The 18703-nt window shown below is 45.4% G+C and carries 21 protein-coding genes and 1 riboswitch; of the genes, 4 read left to right on the top strand and 17 right to left on the bottom strand.

What is annotated here, in order from left to right:
* Window positions 1-182: 182 nt before the first annotated feature.
* From CXK86_RS08775 to CXK86_RS08765, 3 genes are read right to left on the bottom strand one after another with little or no spacing between them, the layout of a single operon-like run.
* The gene (locus CXK86_RS08775; RefSeq protein WP_101313625.1) at window positions 183-824 is read right to left on the bottom strand and encodes a hypothetical protein; all 642 of its coding nucleotides are present in this window, start codon (window positions 822-824) and stop codon (window positions 183-185) included.
* Window positions 808-1839, bottom strand: a complete 1032-nt coding sequence (locus CXK86_RS08770) for a glycosyltransferase (RefSeq protein WP_180361740.1) — start codon at window positions 1837-1839, stop codon at window positions 808-810. Before CXK86_RS08770 ends, CXK86_RS08775 begins: the two co-directional genes overlap by 17 nt.
* 37 nt (window positions 1840-1876) lie before the next feature.
* On the bottom strand, window positions 1877-2536 hold the full coding sequence (locus CXK86_RS08765) for a glycosyltransferase family 2 protein (protein WP_076251147.1): 660 nt from the start codon (window positions 2534-2536) through the stop codon (window positions 1877-1879).
* Window positions 2537-2726: 190 nt separating this feature from the next.
* Here CXK86_RS08765 and CXK86_RS08760 point away from each other — a divergent pair, with 190 nt between their 5' ends.
* From CXK86_RS08760 to CXK86_RS31830, 4 genes are all read left to right on the top strand, one after another.
* A complete protein-coding gene (locus CXK86_RS08760) occupies window positions 2727-3467 on the top strand; it encodes a GT-D fold domain-containing protein (protein WP_076251146.1) in 741 nt (246 codons plus the stop codon).
* A 183-nt stretch (window positions 3468-3650) separates the two neighbouring features.
* Complete coding sequence (locus CXK86_RS08755; RefSeq protein WP_036607821.1) at window positions 3651-3920, top strand: hypothetical protein; 270 nt, start codon at window positions 3651-3653, stop codon at window positions 3918-3920.
* Window positions 3921-4095: 175 nt separating this feature from the next.
* The gene (locus CXK86_RS08750; protein WP_036607823.1) at window positions 4096-4323 is read left to right on the top strand and encodes a hypothetical protein; all 228 of its coding nucleotides are present in this window, start codon (window positions 4096-4098) and stop codon (window positions 4321-4323) included.
* A 180-nt stretch (window positions 4324-4503) separates the two neighbouring features.
* Window positions 4504-4692, top strand: coding sequence for a hypothetical protein (locus CXK86_RS31830; protein ID WP_076251145.1), 189 nt, complete (start codon window positions 4504-4506; stop codon window positions 4690-4692).
* A 24-nt stretch (window positions 4693-4716) separates the two neighbouring features.
* Here the strand turns inward: CXK86_RS31830 and CXK86_RS08745 are convergent, their stop codons facing one another.
* The 14 genes from CXK86_RS08745 to CXK86_RS08680 all read right to left on the bottom strand — a co-directional run bounded on the left by CXK86_RS08745 (window position 4717) and on the right by CXK86_RS08680 (window position 18681).
* A complete protein-coding gene (locus CXK86_RS08745) occupies window positions 4717-5484 on the bottom strand; it encodes a peptidoglycan recognition protein family protein (protein WP_076251143.1) in 768 nt (255 codons plus the stop codon).
* On the bottom strand, window positions 5481-5906 hold the full coding sequence (locus CXK86_RS08740; protein WP_036607828.1) for a phage holin family protein: 426 nt from the start codon (window positions 5904-5906) through the stop codon (window positions 5481-5483). Before CXK86_RS08740 ends, CXK86_RS08745 begins: the two co-directional genes overlap by 4 nt.
* A gap of 161 nt (window positions 5907-6067) precedes the next feature.
* Window positions 6068-6550, bottom strand: coding sequence for a GerW family sporulation protein (gene ytfJ, locus CXK86_RS08735; protein WP_036607830.1), 483 nt, complete (start codon window positions 6548-6550; stop codon window positions 6068-6070).
* 147 nt (window positions 6551-6697) lie between these two features.
* On the bottom strand, window positions 6698-7429 hold the full coding sequence (locus tag CXK86_RS08730; RefSeq protein ID WP_076251141.1) for a DUF2953 domain-containing protein: 732 nt from the start codon (window positions 7427-7429) through the stop codon (window positions 6698-6700).
* Between the two features lie 189 nt (window positions 7430-7618).
* Complete coding sequence (gene scpB, locus CXK86_RS08725; protein WP_076251139.1) at window positions 7619-8275, bottom strand: SMC-Scp complex subunit ScpB; 657 nt, start codon at window positions 8273-8275, stop codon at window positions 7619-7621.
* Entirely contained in the window at window positions 8244-9044 is an 801-nt protein-coding gene (locus CXK86_RS08720) for a segregation and condensation protein A (protein ID WP_036672308.1), read from the bottom strand. The genes scpB and CXK86_RS08720 overlap by 32 nt, the downstream gene beginning before the upstream one ends.
* A gap of 103 nt (window positions 9045-9147) precedes the next feature.
* Window positions 9148-9615, bottom strand: coding sequence for a 6,7-dimethyl-8-ribityllumazine synthase (gene ribH / locus CXK86_RS08715; protein ID WP_017687651.1), 468 nt, complete (start codon window positions 9613-9615; stop codon window positions 9148-9150).
* A 102-nt stretch (window positions 9616-9717) separates the two neighbouring features.
* Complete coding sequence (locus tag CXK86_RS08710) at window positions 9718-10950, bottom strand: bifunctional 3,4-dihydroxy-2-butanone-4-phosphate synthase/GTP cyclohydrolase II (protein WP_036672311.1); 1233 nt, start codon at window positions 10948-10950, stop codon at window positions 9718-9720.
* A gap of 32 nt (window positions 10951-10982) precedes the next feature.
* A complete protein-coding gene (gene ribE / locus CXK86_RS08705; protein WP_036607839.1) occupies window positions 10983-11651 on the bottom strand; it encodes a riboflavin synthase in 669 nt (222 codons plus the stop codon).
* A gap of 60 nt (window positions 11652-11711) precedes the next feature.
* A complete protein-coding gene (gene ribD, locus CXK86_RS08700; protein WP_036607842.1) occupies window positions 11712-12815 on the bottom strand; it encodes a bifunctional diaminohydroxyphosphoribosylaminopyrimidine deaminase/5-amino-6-(5-phosphoribosylamino)uracil reductase RibD in 1104 nt (367 codons plus the stop codon).
* Window positions 12816-13138: 323 nt separating this feature from the next.
* Window positions 13139-13308, bottom strand: a riboswitch (FMN riboswitch).
* A 168-nt stretch (window positions 13309-13476) separates the two neighbouring features.
* Window positions 13477-14766, bottom strand: coding sequence for a hypothetical protein (locus tag CXK86_RS08695; RefSeq protein ID WP_256720018.1), 1290 nt, complete (start codon window positions 14764-14766; stop codon window positions 13477-13479).
* A gap of 131 nt (window positions 14767-14897) precedes the next feature.
* Window positions 14898-15329 carry a peptidylprolyl isomerase gene (locus tag CXK86_RS08690; RefSeq protein WP_017687646.1) on the bottom strand — a complete coding sequence of 144 codons (432 nt, stop codon included), beginning with the start codon at window positions 15327-15329 and terminating at the stop codon, window positions 14898-14900.
* Between the two features lie 249 nt (window positions 15330-15578).
* The gene (gene lysA / locus CXK86_RS08685) at window positions 15579-16910 is read right to left on the bottom strand and encodes a diaminopimelate decarboxylase (protein WP_017687645.1); all 1332 of its coding nucleotides are present in this window, start codon (window positions 16908-16910) and stop codon (window positions 15579-15581) included.
* A gap of 103 nt (window positions 16911-17013) precedes the next feature.
* Complete coding sequence (locus CXK86_RS08680; RefSeq protein WP_017687644.1) at window positions 17014-18681, bottom strand: spore germination protein; 1668 nt, start codon at window positions 18679-18681, stop codon at window positions 17014-17016.
* Between the last annotated feature and the right edge of the window lie 22 nt (window positions 18682-18703).

Genomic DNA, 18703 nt, shown 5'->3' with positions numbered 1-18703 from the left:
AAGGACTTGATGATCGGGAGATCCTTCTTTAATCCGTCTGGCTATTCACCGTCTCTGCTTTTTATAGTGTAGAACGCTATCTTCAATCCCTAACGATAATGTAAACGAAATATATTGAAGCACGATTAGCAACCGTCATCTTTGCAAAAGGAATAGTCCAATAAAGGTCAAAGAAAAGACCCCTACATTAGAGGGGTCATTCTGTTTGGCAAAGCATCTATAATTTGCGCTACCTGTTCTGCACGTTCTTTGATCTCAAATTCATCGGCAGTAACCAGATGAACATGTGAGCAGTATTTGCCATGCTCATAGATTCTCTCGGGTGTAATGAAGACAACGTCAGCAACAGCTTCCATCTTGTGTTTGTGCTTCTCGTACTGATCCGGATCGGTCAACGAATCAAATACGACCAGATCAGGATAGGCTGTCTCGACAGAACTTGCCAGCCGGCTATCGTTCACCCAATAGATTACGCGATCACCTTGAAACAGCGTACGGACATTATGGCCCACACGGGCTACGACAAAGTTTGGAAGCTCCGGATGGGGATACTCCAAGGCATCTACCTGATAGAACTCATCACTGGAGTTGATATATATTACATTGTAGCCTACTTCCGCGAGTGCTTTTAACAGCCGTTGTGGTCGACGCCCGAATCGTTCACTATGGAAATCGATCGCAGGCAGATATACAATCGTTGTATCCATGTTTGGAGTGTATGTCGTAACATTGAACTCCGTCGCGTCAATCTCTATTTCTTCAAGCTCAATTGTCGGTGGTGAAGTCGATTGGCTACCAAACATTCGTTTAAATACCTTTTTCATTTCTCATACCTCCTATGACCTGATTAATCATCTTCACGGCATCCATTGCCCTGCCATCCCAACTATTAGACTTAGCCACCCTTACTCTTGCCGCAATTTTGGAAGCACTATTCTCACGAATCGCTTTCTCCAACATCACCCCGCAATTATGCTGATTCATAAAGTAAGTTACATCGCTGTACTTATGAACAATTTCCTCCATACGCGTCGTCAACACAGGTTTGCCCGCAGACAAATATTCATAATACTTGATCGGATCGCAGCCCCGGATCATCTCTGTCAGCTTGAATGGCACGATACAGACATCGAATTGAGCAATGTAGGCGGGAAGCACTTTATAATCTTTGTGCGGAAGACAAGTCACACTGGGATGCACAATATTTTTTTGATAGAGGGCATTGTTTCCAATCAAAACAACACGATAACCTTTATCTGCAATAGCGGTAATCAGCGAATAATCCACCCACGATGCCATTGCACCGTGGAAACCCACAATCTTTTGCCCATCATGAACATCGGGGAAGTCCGCCGGTTTGGGCAGAATTGCCCGCGCTTTCTCAAAATGTTGGTAATCTGCCCCGTTAGGGCACATAAAGATTGGTTTGCCGTCATGTTTATGTGCCTCGTACATCACCTTGGCAGTCGTGGCAATAAGATCTGCACGGTCGAAACATTTCGGGATGTAGGATTTCCACACAGCAAACTCATCAGCCGAATTATCAAGGTAATCAAATACGGTAAAATCAAACTTCCGTCCATCCGAATAATTGTACTGACCTGGATTCGAGAACCAGAGTACCTTCTTTCCTTTCACCAGGTGATCGTAGTTCACACCTTTTTGCACAAGGAACAGATCCTCATTTAACTTTTCAATCGGGCGGGTCTGCTTTCTGTACGTTTCTTCATTGATAAAGATAGCCCTTATACCTGGAATATTAGAGAAGGCGGTCATCAATTGCTGAGGACGTTGGAACAAGAGGTTCCAGTCAAGTGCGGGCGGGTAGACAATGGTCATTTCTATACTTTCAAAAACCGGATTTTCTCGTTGTTTTCTACGAAGCAGCCAATTGAGCAATCAACTCCACCCCTTCCGCATAGGCATGAACGGGACGCAACCGAGTATCTACAAACAGTTCAAACCCCAATCTTCTAGCTTGCTCACAGAATGGTGCATCTTCACCTGTTGGATGGGAACCATATCGAACCCCTGCTTCGATCACTTCACGCTTAATCAAATATACGGCACCTGTCAGTTCTACTGGGAACAAACCCGCTTTGAATTCAGGTATATGTTTTCCGCCGCTCATGGCATTATGAGCCTTCAATTTTGGGTGATTCCGTATAAGCATTGCGCATATATCTTTGTCATTATCCATTAACTGCCGTAGGCTACCCTCAGGAATGATGATATCCGTATCAATTGAGAACAGATAATCACAGTCCGATTCCAGAAACTCATCCAGAAGCATATTCCTCAACAACGCCAGGTTGTGATAGGAATATTGTCCACGTATATGACCATATGTTCTCCCCAGATGATGAGTCAGATAAGGAATCTGATGACAATCAAGGATATGCTCCGTCTGATCTTCACTATCATTCAGGATGTACATATAATGCTTCTGCACTGCTTGTTGCTCAAGTGATTGCAAGTGCCGTTCCATAATCCAAGCCCGGTTTCGTACAGGACTACCTATAAATACGTTTTTCACAGTCCATCCCCTCTCCCTTTTTACATAGTCTAGACTGTTGCTCAATAACCTTCGCACATTGAACAAAAAAAGAGTGATTCCTCAAAAGAAGAGAGAGAACGAAGCGTTTTTCCTATTCTAGTACAGAAGGAGTTGATGAATATGTATACCAAAGAAACCATTATTCACACATGGAAAGAAGGTGACCTGCATGCTGGGGAGTGTAGAATTAATCCACAACTGGTTCCAAATGGCCTCTGATGGAGAAGCCCATGCTTCTGTTCGATTTGGGGATGCTTCCAACACCATTCTGGCCCACGATACCGTTCTGACTATGGATTTCATTAAGTCTCATTACGGCTGGTTGAACGATCCTACCTATTGCGGGATAACCTTACCCAACGCGAGTGCGAGAGAAATTATTGTACACTGCCTGCGAAAAGCGGATTACGTCGGACATCTGATCCAGACAGATCACTGGTATTTCAAGCCGTTATTTGATATGTGCCTTGCCTATTACAAGGTGGAACCCAAAGAGACCTTCTATGCTTTTGAGAATAATTACATCGCCAGATTCAGGTTATTCTATGAAACATTCAAGACCATGCCTATTCTGCTCTGCGGAGCCAAGGCCGAGCAATATCGAGAAGTTCTGGAGCGGAGATACGGGTGGACAAGCATCGTGGGAACGGTGGACTGCCCCTCGTGGTCTCATGTGAGCACAGCATCCAAACAAATGGAACATATCTACCAACAGACACCGTGGAAGCTTGCTCTGGTGTGTGCAGGTGCACCCGGCAAGGTACTGGTTATTAAAGCGAAAGAACTGCACACCGTAGGTGTTGACTTTGGTTCCGGAGCAGATGTTGCCATTCAAGCCGACAGCGAAAATCTGAACGCATGGGATTACAACGGATTTCCTGATTATTGGGAAGGCAGACCCAAAAAATGACCCTCTCCGGGTCTTTTTGCTGGATAAAACTGTGATTCCAAATCCGATTTTATTGACTTAGTAGCTGTTGATAATTTAAACTATCTGCCTTATTATTGTTAAGATAACTCCTAATCTAACCTGGTTTAAACTTGCATGAAGAGGAGCTCTGCTAAGATATTCAAACCGTTGGAGGGAAATGTAATGGCGTACTCGCAGTCAAAGACCGAAATAGTAGCGACTCATTTACGAACAAGATTTATGGAAGGTAACGTGGAGGGACATGAGATCGTTGTTGCCTTGATCAGTATGGTCAAAGCTGAGAAGATTAATTTAGATGAGGTTGCCCCTATTCTCTCTACAGTCTTTTTTGAACAACCGCAAGGTATTCTGTTGGCACTCGAAAAAGCTAGCACCCTGATTGATGATGAATTAATTGATTCCATTCTCCACGAAGTAAACGAAAAAGCTTAATCTTACATACAAAGGGAGAGCTTATCATCAGATTTTAATTTACAACAACCAGTTATTCTCTCCACACTTTTAGATTGAATAGATTCATCACTGAGAAATTGGAATTTCTCGTTATTTTCTGTCCTCCTCCGCTTATTCTAGTAGTATTACGAAGGAGGGGACACCAATCGAGACAGTGAATAAAGCCATTTTATTTTTAGCAGTTATTGAAACCATGCTTGAAGCGCTCCACCATACAGAAGTAGATCAGACAGAACTTGTGGATTCGCTTGTCATGTTAGGTTTTGATCCCATTGAGATGTTGTACGAGACAAATACCATTAGATCTTTCCAAAAGATATGCAGGGCTTTCGCAGAACTCCATCTTACAGATGAGGCCCTGGACACGTTCTCAAAAGAGTAGTTACATAACCAGAACCCCACATCACATTCGACGTGGGGTTCTGGTTTTTTTTGAATTTGAACCCGTTTTGAACCGGATCATCTTAACCTTCCCCATCCTGCCTCGTATAGGTCATCTAGGGACTATGGACATCTCCATCGCCCCTGTTGACTCTGACTTAATTAACGAAAGGACGGTTGTATGAGCTCACCCACACCAACACATGTGATCGAAACAAATCAACTCGCTGTTATTGGAGTCGTCGATGAATTCTCGATTCAGACCCAATATGAACTTGAGTATCCTGACCATATCGTGATTATACAACATTTTTATTTTTTGAAAGATCCAGCACACTTTAACTCTTGGTTAACCAGCAGACAGGCATAACCTCTATCTGAGATGTACTTTGGGTCAGGACTTTTTACGTCTGCGCTCATCAATTAAAACCTTCAGTAACAGCAACTCTCCATAGGTTAACTTCTTCTTGCGTACCTTCTCTACCCATGCCCAATCTTCAATCACCTTGTCGTTGTAGGCATCTCCAATATACTGATCAAGTTCATTCCAGGCCCATTGTGCATAATCCAGAACTGTATTCATATCATCATCCTCCGTGACTGCTATTTCTTGCAGTGGGTTTAATTTTATATGTACTGCTTGCTTAAATCTTTCATATTCACCTGGTTGTTTAATCCATGGCAGCGGGCATTCCTTCCATCCAACCACTTCTTTATGTGTGAAGAAGACGGGTGGAAAGCCCCGTTCCCTGATTAGGTATACCGCGAGGTCTACAACGTTGTTAAATGTATCTTCATGGATACTGCCATCCTTTTCAATGCACATCTCAATGCCCACTGTACTATTGTTCGGATATGTCCCAAGTTTGGCTAGCGCTTCCTTCGTGTATGTTGCACTCCCACAGTGATAGGCTAGTTCATCATCCGGGAGACTGTTATATATCGAAGTGCGATCTACCGAGAAGTGTGCGCTTGCATAACGACCTTTCACTGCTTTATTGGAATCCTGCTGTGCCAGACTTGCAAAGTATTTGCTAATGTTCTTCGCGGGCGCTCCGGGAGAAGCCGTATAATGCATTACAATTCCACATTTCGCTTTTAATTTAAGTCCGGCCCGACTGTATTTATTCACAGGTATGTAATCCTTGGTGATCTGTATCATGACATCTTCTCCTTATCTTCAACTTGATCTTCATTCCCTCGAAGCTTAAAGAGTGCTGAAGTGATAAACTTCGGTACAGGCAGGCCCAGTTTTCCCATGTTCTCCAATATACTGATTCCTTCGGTACCAATGATGAACATTAACATTGCATCTCGCATAAAATCATTGGAATTGCCTGCAACCATATCCAGTTGATGTGCAATAATGACAAAAACAAATGTCAATGACTTACGAGCAAGCCCCCACCATCCAACCCTGCTGGATAACTCCTTCCTATACCATGCAGACAGCACCCCTGTGATGTAATCCAGCCCCACAAAGATGGTCACGGCAATAAACAGGTGATCAATTCCTCCTACCAAATACACGACTGCCGATAGCAGCCAGCCAAACAAAACCATAAACACGGTATCTCTGTGCATTAACGTTCCCCCTTTAATAACCTATTTCATGTCTAGGTTAGGCGGATCATAGACATAAGTCTCATGCAATACGGAAACCTCCGAAAAAACACTCACCATCTGCTATACAAACAGCAAAAATCCCTCACGCTTGGATGCGGGAGGGATCATGACGAAATGATTCAGCTATAGGTTGATGGATCTGGTGTAACTGGTACACCTGTTGTATTCGTTGGTGTTGTATTCCGTTGGAACATGCCTTGAATTCGGTCCAAAACATAAGGGGTGGAGTCAATGAGTTTCTCAAACAGATGTGTGGAGTTATCGAGTGGTACAATGTGTACCCCCTGTTTACCTACCACCAGGAACGCAATAGGACGTATGGATACACCGCCGCCACTACCGCCACCAAATGGAGAAGCTACTTTAGCTGAACTCGCATGTTCAGCAGAGGTACCCGTAGCACCACTTTTGCCACTACTTTCTCCATTAACGTGAAAATCACTACCACCGGCAGCAAATCCGAATCCCACCTTACTGATTGGCAGAATCACGGTACCATCTGGTGTTTCGACTGCATCGCCAACAATTGTATTGACATCCACCATGGCCTTGATATTTTCCATTGCGGTTTCCATTAAGCCTTGAATTGGATGATCTGACATTTAAATTCCCTCCAGTTTCAATGTAAGCTAGGTTTGATCTAACCATATCATCCCCAAACTTGAAGGGACTTATGTAATAAGCATTTTAAATACACTCACCAAATCCCAACCTTACATTCTCAAAAACAGACCGACTATGATGGGTTTTTATACTGTTGTCCCACTAAGTTTCTTCTTTTGCTTCTCCTTATGCCTGCGGCGCTGTTCCTGAAGAAGCTTGAACCACATCCGCCATCCGCCTTCGACTTGAAACACACGGGTGAGTAGTGTAACTCCAGCGATCAGAACGGCTGTAATCCGAATTTTCACTCTGAAATCAAGTTCCGTTCTAAATTCCATTTCATCGGACCATACCGGCATAACCTGAAGCACAGGTGTTTCATCAAAGCGGATCTGATAGGTGAGAAAACCAATAATAATGGACTTGATACTCCACACCCAGCCCGTCAGCACCGCTGTATATGCTGCATCACCAACGCCGATGTGGGTAGCCCAGGACAGTTGGGTCATATGTACGCGTGTAAGTGTTTGCTTCAGCCACAGCTTGAGCGCGTCCGTTGCCCTAAGCATAATTTTCACATCTTTAGCCCACTTCTTGACTTTGCGTTTGTTGACCCGCTCGCTTCCTTGGGCCTCGCCTCTCGAATGATTCATGGATTGTTCGGTCTTGACCAGAAAACCTTCCTTCATATTGCGAAAAACAATACTCGGGATCTCATAGTTAATCCGCACAATTCCATAGAGAAGACGAACATTAATATTGGCGTAATCATCACTTTTATGTTTACTGAATGTAAAATGTACATGAACATTTGAGATGAGGACTGCGGCAATCAGCAATGCGAACAACAAACCGATTCCTCCAAGCCAAATCCACACAGGCCTTACCTCCAAGCCCTCAATTCTTTTCTCGTCTAGTATGGCACTCTGAATAGGAAAAAATTCACGTCTGACCTAAAAATCCCATTTGATATTTGTTTGGAAACTGTTTTATTCACCATTTATCTAAAAACAATGCGCAAAAAAACCGACTCCACTGATGGGTGTCGGTTAGTATGAGCTTGCAAATTAGAGTGAAGAGTCCGTATTATCGTCTTCGTTGTCAAATTGACTTAGATCATCCACCGGATCAGCACTTTCCGGTTCCAGTTGTTGCAAATCCAGTTTGTTGAATAATAGTTGTGTCTCTTCCTCCAGGTTTTCGGAATCTTCGAACAAGCCCGGTTCCGGAAGGTCTTTAATTGAAGCCAGTCCGAAATAATCCAGGAATGACTTGGTTGTTCCGTACAGAATTGGTCGTCCGATCGCCTCGGCTCGTCCCACTTCAATAATCAGATCCTTATTCACAAGCGTATGGATGGCCCGCTCCGATTTTACACCGCGGATTTCCTCAATCTCTACCCGTGTAATGGGCTGCCGGTACGCTACAATAGCCAGCGTCTCCAGAGCCGCTTGGGATAAGGACGTACGCGCGGGAGAGTATGCCAGTTTCTCGAAATATACAGCGTGGTCAGGCAAGGTGCCCAACTGAACTACACCAGCGATCTTGAGAATCTGTACACCTCGTCCCTGCTGTGAAAATTCATGAATCATCTCCTCAATCGCGTCCGTTACAAGCTCCACTCGCTGGTCAACGATCTCGGCGATTTGTTTGATACTCAGACCTTCTTCTCCGGACAAAAACAGCAGGCCTTCAATAATCGATTTCAATTTCGGAAAATCCATGATTCTTTGTTTCCCCTCTCCACTCCATAACGATATCCTCAAACATCCGTTCCTGATAACAGACAATCTGCTTCATCTTCATCAGTTCCAGCACCGCCAGAAAAGTGACAACAATCTCATGGCGATAGATATGTTCATCCATCAACTTGGAGAATAACAGTCTGCCACCCGGCCCCATACTTTCCAAAGCGCCGATGACATCCCGTATCCGATCCTTAACCGAAATCTCATCCCGTTTGATCCGGGTTACGGTTGTACGCTTCTCAGCCTTGCGTAGCGCCTTCTGAAATGCTGCAATCAGGTCAGAGGTGTGTAAACCCTCAACCGGGTTCGATTGGGCTTCTACGGGCATATAGGGGCGCAGATCCTCGGGCTCTTTGGAAAATATAAGACTGCGTTCCCACTCCCGTTCATGAAGATGACGCGCAATTCCCTTGTACTTGCGATATTCTATCAGACGCGCAATCAGCTCTGCACGTGGATCATAATCTTCTTCTTCCATATAATCATAATCCTCGAAGTCCTCAATGACCGGTGGTTTGGGCAATAAAAGTTTGCTCTTGATCGACAGCAATGTTGCTGCCATGACCAGAAATTCACTCGTAATATCCAGTTCCAGTTCCTGCATCGAATGCAGATACGCCATGTATTGATCGGTAATATCGCTGATGGGAATATCCTGGATATGAATTTCAGCCTTATCAATCAGATGAAGCAGCAGATCCAAAGGCCCTTCAAAAGTCTCCAGTTTGTATGTAACTACCGTCACTAGACGAATCCTCCCGCCAGAAAAATACAAAACCCTGCTAAGCCGTCCGAATCGGTTTCCCGTGTTCGTCTGCGCAAAGCAGGGCACTACTATTAAATAAGCACTATTTTAGCTGTTTCGTCAAGTTTGCCATCTCAATTGCCGCCGTAGCTGCATCCCAACCTTTGTTACCCGCTTTGGTTCCAGCACGTTCAATCGCTTGTTCAATATTTTCTGTTGTAACCAGTCCAAAGATCGTAGGCACGCCAGTTTTCAGATTAATTGCTGCTACCCCTTTAGCCATCTCGTTGCACACATAATCGTAATGCGTAGTGGATCCACGAATGACAGTTCCCAAGGTAATCACCGCATCATACTTGCCGCTCTCTGCCATTTTCTGCGCAATCAAAGGGATTTCGAACGCACCTGGAACCCAGGCTACATCCACTTCATCATCCTGAACGCCGTGACGTTTGAATGCATCGAGCGCTGCGCTAAGCAATTTACTGGTAATGAATTCGTTGAAACGTCCAACGACAACTCCATATCGTGATCCTTCTGAAACTAAATGTCCTTCAAAAAATTGTGGCATTCAAGTCATCTCCCTAACGGTATAATGTAATGTAAGTAACGGAAATTCCTAATTAATCTCTTCCATAAATTACATGGTGAACATTGTTCATCTAAAATATATTTACTGTTCGTTTTGCTCGATATCATCAAACTTGAGCATATGCCCCAGCTTGGCTTGCTTGGTATGAAGATAAACCGTATTGTCCTCGTTCTCCTCCATCTGGATCGCGACACGCTCTACGACTTCAAGTCCATATCCTTCAAGACCTTTAATTTTACGAGGGTTGTTAGTTAACAGCCTGATCTGACGAATCCCAAGGTCTTTCAGAATTTGGGCACCAATTCCGTAATCACGCAAGTCAGCAGCAAAACCCAAACTCAGGTTTGCATCAACAGTATCCATACCTTCCTCTTGCAACTTATAGGCTTTGAGTTTGTTGATCAGGCCAATACCCCGACCTTCCTGTCTCATATAAAGCAGTACACCATTGCCTTCCTCGTGGATCTGTTTGAGTGCCGCATCAAACTGCGGACCACAGTCACAACGATGCGAATGGAATACATCACCTGTCAAACATTCAGAGTGCACACGTACAAGTACGGGTTTCGAACCATCAATTTCTCCTTTGACCAAAGCCACATGTTCCTTATTGTCCACAGCGTTTGTATAAGCCACCGCTTGAAACTCACCAAAGTCCGTTGGCATACGCACAGCCACTTCACGTTGAACCAGCTGCTCTTTTTCGTTACGGTAACGAATCATGTCCTGAATACTGATCAGCTTCAGATCATGCTTCCGGGCAATCTCCTGCAGATCCGGAAGTCTGGCCATCGTGCCATCTTCCTTAATCACTTCACAAATAACGCCAGCAGGGTAGGAACCACACATAATGGCCAAATCTACCGCCGCTTCTGTGTGCCCGGCACGACGAAGTACTCCGCCGTCTTTTGCAATCAACGGGAACATGTGACCAGGCTTACGGAAGTCCCCGGCTTTCGCCTCAGGATCAATTAGACCTTTCACGGTAATAGAGCGTTCATGTGCCGAAATACCTGTTGTCGTATCTTTGTGGTCCACAGAAACGGTGAAGGCTGTTCCATGGAAATCCGTATTTTGTTGAACCATCGGTTTCAGGTTAAGTTCGTCCGCACGTTGTTGTGTAATCGGAACACAGACCAGACCTCTACCTTCAGTAATCATGAAATTAATGACTTCAGGTGTCGCCTTTTCGGCCAAAGCGATAAAATCGCCTTCATTCTCCCGATCTTCATCATCCACAACAATGACGGGTTTACCACGCATGAGATCATATATGGCTTCTTCTATTGTGTCCAGAATGGATTGTTCTGACATTGGTCCACCTCCAGTTAATTTCTGTTCTCTATTTATGCAAATCCGTGATTGGAGAGAAAATCTTCACTGATACTGCGCGGCTTGCCAGCACCCGTCTCCCGATGTCCTCTCCCATACTGGAGCAGATGATCCACATATTTGCCCAAAATATCGCATTCGATATTAATGGTATCCCCTGTCTTTTTCACATTTAGTACAGTTTCACCAATGGTATGCGGGATAATGGAAACCGTGAATGCGGTATCCGATGTATGGACAACGGTTAAACTAATGCCATCCAGTGTAACCGATCCTTTGGGGATCAGATATTTGAACAACTGGTGATCATCAGGCTTGATCTCAAACACAATTGCATTCTGATCACGTGTTATACTGCCAATCACTCCAGTACCATCGACATGACCCTGAACGATATGTCCGCCAAAACGACCGCCTGATTGCATGGCCCGCTCCAGATTAACTTTACTGCCAGATTGCAGCTGACTGAGATTGGTATGGCGATAGGTTTCAGGCATTACATCGGCGGTAAAACCTCCACCTTCGAGCGTTGTCGCAGTTAAGCACACACCGTTCACTGCTACACTATCACCAATCTTCAGATCGTCCATGATGGCGGAAGCTCCGATATTCAGGACCATCGCTTCGCCTTTCCGACCAATACGCCGGATCTGACCGACTTCTTCCACCAAACCGGTAAACATGCTGCCGCCTCCCTTTTTCAAGTATAAAGAACCTAACTTTCTACTTTCAAATCCATTTATTTATTCAGGCCACACCGGAATACCGCCAATGCTGATATTATCTCCAACTTGTTCAATCTCCAACTGATTCAATTGAATCGCCTGATTCATACGTTCCACACCCTCGAAGCGGAAGCTTCCAGGTGTATCATAACCGCCTACAATCTTCGGAGCGATAAACATGAGCAGTCGATCGACCAACCTTGCCTCCAGCATGGCTCCATTCAAGGTGCCTCCACCTTCAAGCAAAATTGAACCAATGTCACGCTCACCCAACTTGCTAAGTCCGTTTAACAGATCCACACGTGGTCCAGGACCACAGCGTATAATTTCGACGCCGTAGGCTTCCAAACGTTCAGCAGCTTCAGGACTGGCTTCGTCTGTTGTCAGCACCCATGTTGGAGCAAGACCATCCTTAACCATTTTGGCACCTACGGGAAGACGTAACTTGGAATCCACTACAATGCGCACTGGACTAATGCCTTCGACTTGCAAACGGGTTGTTAGTTCCGGATTATCGGCGATTACCGTGTCGACGCCAACCATGATTCCCTGGTGACGATGACGAAGGGCATGCACAATCTCACGAGCGGGCTCGTTAGAGATCCACTTGCTGTCTCCGCTGCGAGTAGCAATTTTGCCATCCAGAGTAGTAGCCGTCTTCAGTGTCACAAAAGGTAGACCCGTTGTGATAAATTTAATGAACTTTTCATTCATGCGTCTTCCACGCTCACGCAGTACGCCAACTTCAACTTCAATGCCTTGTTGACGAAGCATGCTTATACCCCTGCCGGATACTTGCGGATTTGGATCTTCACAACACACCACAACACGTTTCACCTTTTCATGAATCAGGCGTTCACTACAAGGTGGCGTCTTGCCATAATGACTACAAGGCTCAAGTGTAACGTATACCGTACTTCCCTCTGCATCACTGCCTGCCATGTTAAGTGCATGCACCTCTGCATGACCGGTTCCACGTTTCAGATGGCTCCCCAGGCCTACAATACGGCCTTCTTTCACAACTACACATCCAACAACCGGATTAATCCCCGTCTGTCCCTGTGCTCGTTCCGCCATATCCAATGCCAGTGCCATATAAAATTCATCATTGATCATTTCCAAATCCGTTCACCCCGCGGTTTAAAGTCTTGTTTATTAAAAAATCCCCGTCGAACAATCAGTTCGATGGGGATGATGAGAGACAAATGTCACCAGCAGGAGTGAAATGGATACAGCACGCCAACACTTTGCCCAAAACTTCATTTCGGGCAAGTGAAAATAGACACATACCTTAATGAACATCAATTACAGGTAAAGAGCTTTTATAGTGCGGCATATGTATGGAACTGTCCGACGTAACCGGATCTTCCCTGCACAGTGCAAGACAATACAAATTGTGACTGTGCAGCAATACTCCTGCTGAATGCAAACCTGTTAGGTCTGCACCTCTCCTTCTCCCATCCAGACTATACTGTCGGTTCTGGAATTACACCAGATCAGCCATCTGCCAATGGCAGACAGGTCACGGACTTTGCATCAAGTGCTGGACACCATAGGTCCTTACACTTCCTGCATCACCGCCGGTAGGGAATTACACCCTGCCCTGAAGGATTGCTTTCGTTATTACTTGGATGTTAGCACTTTAATGCCAAAAAATCAATTGTTTTTTGTTCCTTTTTGTCACATACTAACTTTTAATAAGCTAAGAAACAACAAAAAACCGCTTCCTCTCAAAGAGGCACGGTTTTGGCTTGGAGGCCTATTTCACATCCATCGCATCATTCTACATATCAGGAAAACACCAGCTCGCCATATGCTTTAATTCTTTGGCATTATGGAATGGAGTGCGATCAGGTTCTTGCAGGGGCGAAGTCGGAAGCGGGAACTCTCTTGCCACCCTTCTGACCCAACTTGTGGAATCGATCGCAATAGCCGAGCATTTCCAGCGTCCATTCGCTCTCGGTCGAAACGTCCCATGCAAATCTGCTTTTCCCGGCATCTCTGGGAAGACTCCATCCAGATATTCAACGATGACGCGCTTGTCTCTGACTTCATGACAATATACAGTCACCCATACACCTTCCCGGACCCGAACAGCATACACATCTCCAGACTGTACCTCCCCGGTACCTGCATCAGGTGATGCCTTTGGTACTTTTCCGCGAACACTTCTCTTCTTCTCCAATGCCCCTAAGATCGTGTCCTTTACAGCTGGACTCTCACCAGGCTTATCCGCAAGTGATATATTATTCAGATCAAAATCATGAAATATCTTGTTCAGGTTGTTCTCATTAATTCCGACAGATGAATCCCACCACGCCAGAGGGGCCTGCACTTCAACCCGCACATTGGGGCGTGCGTCACGCTGCATGTATGAGGTGAATTCCGTGATCATTCCAGGATGTTCCTGCGTATCCAATATGCCAATCAGAGCTAACGTCTCAAGTAAATCACGGTAGGCATATTCCTTCTGTGTAGGCAAAAGACGTTCCTTCTTGAGCGCTACTGCTGCCTTGCTGTAACGTGTTTTGGGAGGTAATTCGCGCAGCACCGTTAACACCGCACGGAATGTCCAGCGGTCGTACTCATTGGGTATTGGAAGCTCCTGCGCGGTAGCCAGCTCTCGAAGTGCCAACACGCATCCAAAAGGATCACCGTCCAACGGGGTTCCATTGGTCATCCGCCAATACCATTGCAGCGTTGTGTCAGTTGCTTGATCCACACTTAATCCGCAGATCTTACAAGTGTTCGAAGATGGATATGGCGTATGTTCATGACTTGGCATACTGCTCGCAATAAGCTTGCCTGTAAGCAACGAACGCCAGATCATGGGTGCTGACCACAAAGAGGATACAAAGGCCTGCGCTGCATCATTGATCGTCCATTGGTTCGCAACTTTTTTCAGCTCAGTAATCGTTTCATCATGTTGCGGACGTACAAAGCGATTCGGTTCATGCCCGGCTGCCTCAAGCGCTTCTCGATCCTTTACGGATAGACTATCCGGAACGACATGGCGCGATGCCTGCAATTCTTCATCCCACAACGTGCGCTCACTATAAATTTGTTTTAACAAGCTTAGCTGAGTAACCATATCCAAGGTTATATTCATCCTTTCTAATTATCGATTTGAAGTATGTAAAAAATAAAAAAAGTGCTTCTATTAAAAGAAGCACTTCATGTTTGGATCCAGTTAAGGTGAAGGTATTAAGCTTCTACAACTTCAACAGTTTCCATTTTGTCTTTACCTTCTAAAGCGTCCACGAACTCCATACCTTTAGTTACTTTACCAAATACAGTATGTTGTCCATCCAAATGTGGTTGCGGTTGGTAGCAGATGTAGAACTGGCTTCCACCTGTGTTACGGCCAGCATGTGCCATAGCAAGTGTTCCGCGCTCATGTTTGTTCGGGTTAATTTCACAGTTGATTGTGTAACCTGGGCCACCTGCACCGGAACCGTTAGGGCATCCGCCTTGAGCTACAAAGCCCGGGATAACGCGGTGGAAAGTAAGACCATTGTAGAAACCGGAGTTAGCCAGTTTCTCAAAGTTTGCTACTGTGTTTGGAGCTTCTTGATCGAACAGATCGATCAGAACTTCTCCGCCGTTTGCCAATTTAATTTTCGCTTGTTTCGCCATATGTAAATGACTCCTTTCGTATTGACCATCGTTAATGGTGCCAGAACGCATGACCCTGGGCCAAGCATTACAGCACTTTTCTTAGTGTACACCGAAAATGTCTGGATCGCAAAAAAAACGGCAACTTTTTTTCATGATTTAGCTCAAATACGCAAAAAGCAGACAAAAAAGGAAGTTCCCTTTTCATCTGCTTCAACTGCAAAATCCCTATATCTTGAATAATGCAGAATCGCATTATCTTTTGACGAATTAGCGAGTTACTGGCTGTTTTCCAATGCGCGCTGGTACCAGGTCATTCTGGATGATATCTTGATACGTCTCACGGCGTACCACGACATCCCCTTGACCGTCTTTGACAAAGACAACAGCTGGACGACGAATCCGGTTGTAGTTGCTCGCCATGGAGTAGTTATACGCACCTGTGCAAGCTACAGCGAGCAGATCGCCGCTTTCCACTTTTGGCAGGTCCAGATCCCAGATCAACATATCGCCACTCTCGCAACATTTACCCGCAACAGATACTGTTTCCTGAGCAGCCTCATTCGCACGGTTGGCAAGCACAGCTTCATACTTGGATTCATACAAAGCAGGACGTGGGTTATCGGTCATACCACCATCAACGGCAACGTATTTACGCACGCCTGGAATGTCTTTGCTTGTTCCAACGGTATACAGCGTTGTTCCCGCTTCACCCACGATGCTGCGGCCTGGCTCAACCCAGATCTCAGGTACGGCATAGCCGATTTGAGCAAAATGATTTTTAACGGCATCTGTAATAGCCTTCACGTATTGTGCAACTTCAAGTGGCGTATCTCCATCGATATAACGGATTCCGAATCCACCACCAAGGTTAACCACTTTGAAAGCAACATTAAGACGCTCATATACACTTGCTGCAAATTCAGCAACACGTTGAACCGCCATCTGGAAGCCTTCAACTTCGAAGATCTGGGAACCGATGTGGGAATGCACACCGAGCAATACCAGATTAGACTGCTTGGAAGCCAAGTCAATCGCTTCAAATGCCGTACCATTACCGATATCGAATCCAAATTTCGAATCCGTCTGACCTGTGGAAATATATTCATGCGTATGTGCCTCAACACCAGGCGTCACACGAAGCAAAATGTTTACTTTACGATTTTTGTCCGCTGCTACAGCCTGCAACAGATGCAATTCATTGAAGTTATCAACAACAAAGCATCCAATCTCTGCATCAAGAGCCATTTCGATCTCTTCCAGCGTTTTGTTGTTACCGTGGAAGTGAATGCGCTCAGCCGGGAATCCTGCTTGCAGTGCAGTAAACAGTTCACCGTCAGATACGACATCCAAGGAAAGTCCTTCTTCAGCTGCAAGGGCACACATCGCCATTACACAGAATGCTTTACTTGCGTAAGCAACCTGGAAGCCAAGTCCGGAAGCACGGAATGCTTCCATGTACTCTCTGCAACGCTCACGAACCAATTGCTCGTCCACAACGTACAGGGGAGTTCCAAATTGTTCTTTCAGATCTGTTGCATCAACTCCGCCAATCTCTAGATGCCCTTGCGCATTTATTTTACTTGTACCATGTAAATACATAATCTGCATTCCTCACTTTTTATATACTGGAACAATTGATATTCCAATGATTTTACACCAGTATATCAAATTAGGCAGCGAGATGAATGGATTTTTCGGAAGATCATTTGTGTTTTTTACTTTTTTGCAGTTCCCCGTCCGGATCATCGGACATTTTGGTGTTGTCACGGGTTTTATTGAATGATGGACGTTTTTTATTTTCCAGCAGCGGAAGCCGGAATAAAAAGTTGCCCAAGGCCTTTGCATTAAACGGTATAAAAGGCCAGAGATACGAAGAATTGTACGACCGGTGAACGGTGAGCGCCAATATGAGTAATGTACAGCCCACGACCAACCCCGGAACCTTGAATATCGCAACAGCGACTAGCAGAACCAGCCTGACCAGCCTATTGGCGAGACCCAACTCGTAACTCGGCGTGGCAAACATACCGATGGCTGCTATGGCCATATAGAGCACAACCTCATTGACAAAGTATCCTGTTTTCACCGCGATATCCCCGACTAGAATGGCCGCGATTAAGCCCATAGCCGATGCCAGAGGTGTAGGCGTATGGACCGCTGCCATCCGTAATAAATCGACGCCTAGTTCGATCAGTAGAAACTGTAGAATCAGTGGTAACTTTACATTTTCCTGCGGACCAATGAAGTCGAGTCCCATCGGTTTAATCGAAGGGTCAATAACCATCAGAAGCCATAGTGGTAGCAAAAACAACGAGATGAGAATCCCTGCAAAACGGACCCATCGTAAATACGTTCCCATTAAGGCCGTCTGTCTGTTCTCCTCCGCATGCTCACATAGGTCGAAAAAGGTCGTAGGCAGAATCATCACACTCGGGGAAGTGTCTACGAAAATGACGACTCGCCCTTCCAGCAAATGGGAGGCTGTAACATCCGGTCGTTCCGAATATCGAACGAGTGGGAACGGATTCCAGCCCTTGTTGATAATCGCTTCCTCCAGCTGCTTGTCGGCGGCCGGAATACCATCGATATCCACTCGCTGAATTTTTTCCCGGACTGAATCCACCTGCACTTTATCCACAATATCGTCAATGTACACCACGCAGACATCCGTTTGTGTTCTCCGACCCACCTGCATGATCTCAAACTTCAGTCCAGGGTCGCGTATTCTGCGACGCACTAAGGTCACGTTGGTCAGGAGCGTTTCTGTAAAGCCGTCTCTGGAACCGCGGACCACCCTTTCCAATGAAGGTTCTTCTGGTGAACGAACCGGGTAACTCCGTGTATCCATAATTAAGACCGAGCGATCTCCTTCAACGAACATTGCGCTCATACCGGTAAGGACCTTGTTGATGACAGCACTCATCTTCTCGACTTTTTCCACCTGAATGTGGGGAATGTAACATTCAAAATAGGATTTGAGTGCATGTCCTGAGACGTCATCCGGCGTGAGATAGGTTAATCTTTTCAAGACTTCAAGCAAAATCTCATCCTTGGCGAAGCCGGTGATCATCAGCAATCCAACGTGCTTACCACCTAGGACCATTTCCCTCATATTCACGTCGAACGATTCTCCAAGCCCCAGCACCTGTTGCAGTGTATATCTGTTCTCACTCATGCGTGGGGAGATATCATCGTTTTCCTGCCAATATTGTACGGATTCCTCAATGCTGTCGGACATCTCATTTTGTTTTTTCTTATTGTACGCTTTCTCCTCTTCTTCCTTCTGAATCTCATAAGCAGACTTGTGTAACATCTCTTCCGTTATACCTTCACTATTTTCCTGGCCTGTGTGCTCCGTTCGTTCATCCATCTTCCATCCTCCTATGGCCACG

The sequence above is a fragment of the Paenibacillus sp. BGI2013 genome, from assembly GCF_002843485.1.
GTDB classification, from domain to species: Bacteria; Bacillota; Bacilli; order Paenibacillales; family Paenibacillaceae; genus Paenibacillus; species Paenibacillus amylolyticus.
Note: the sequence above shows the minus strand (reverse complement) of the source record. Positions and strands in the feature narration are given on the sequence as shown.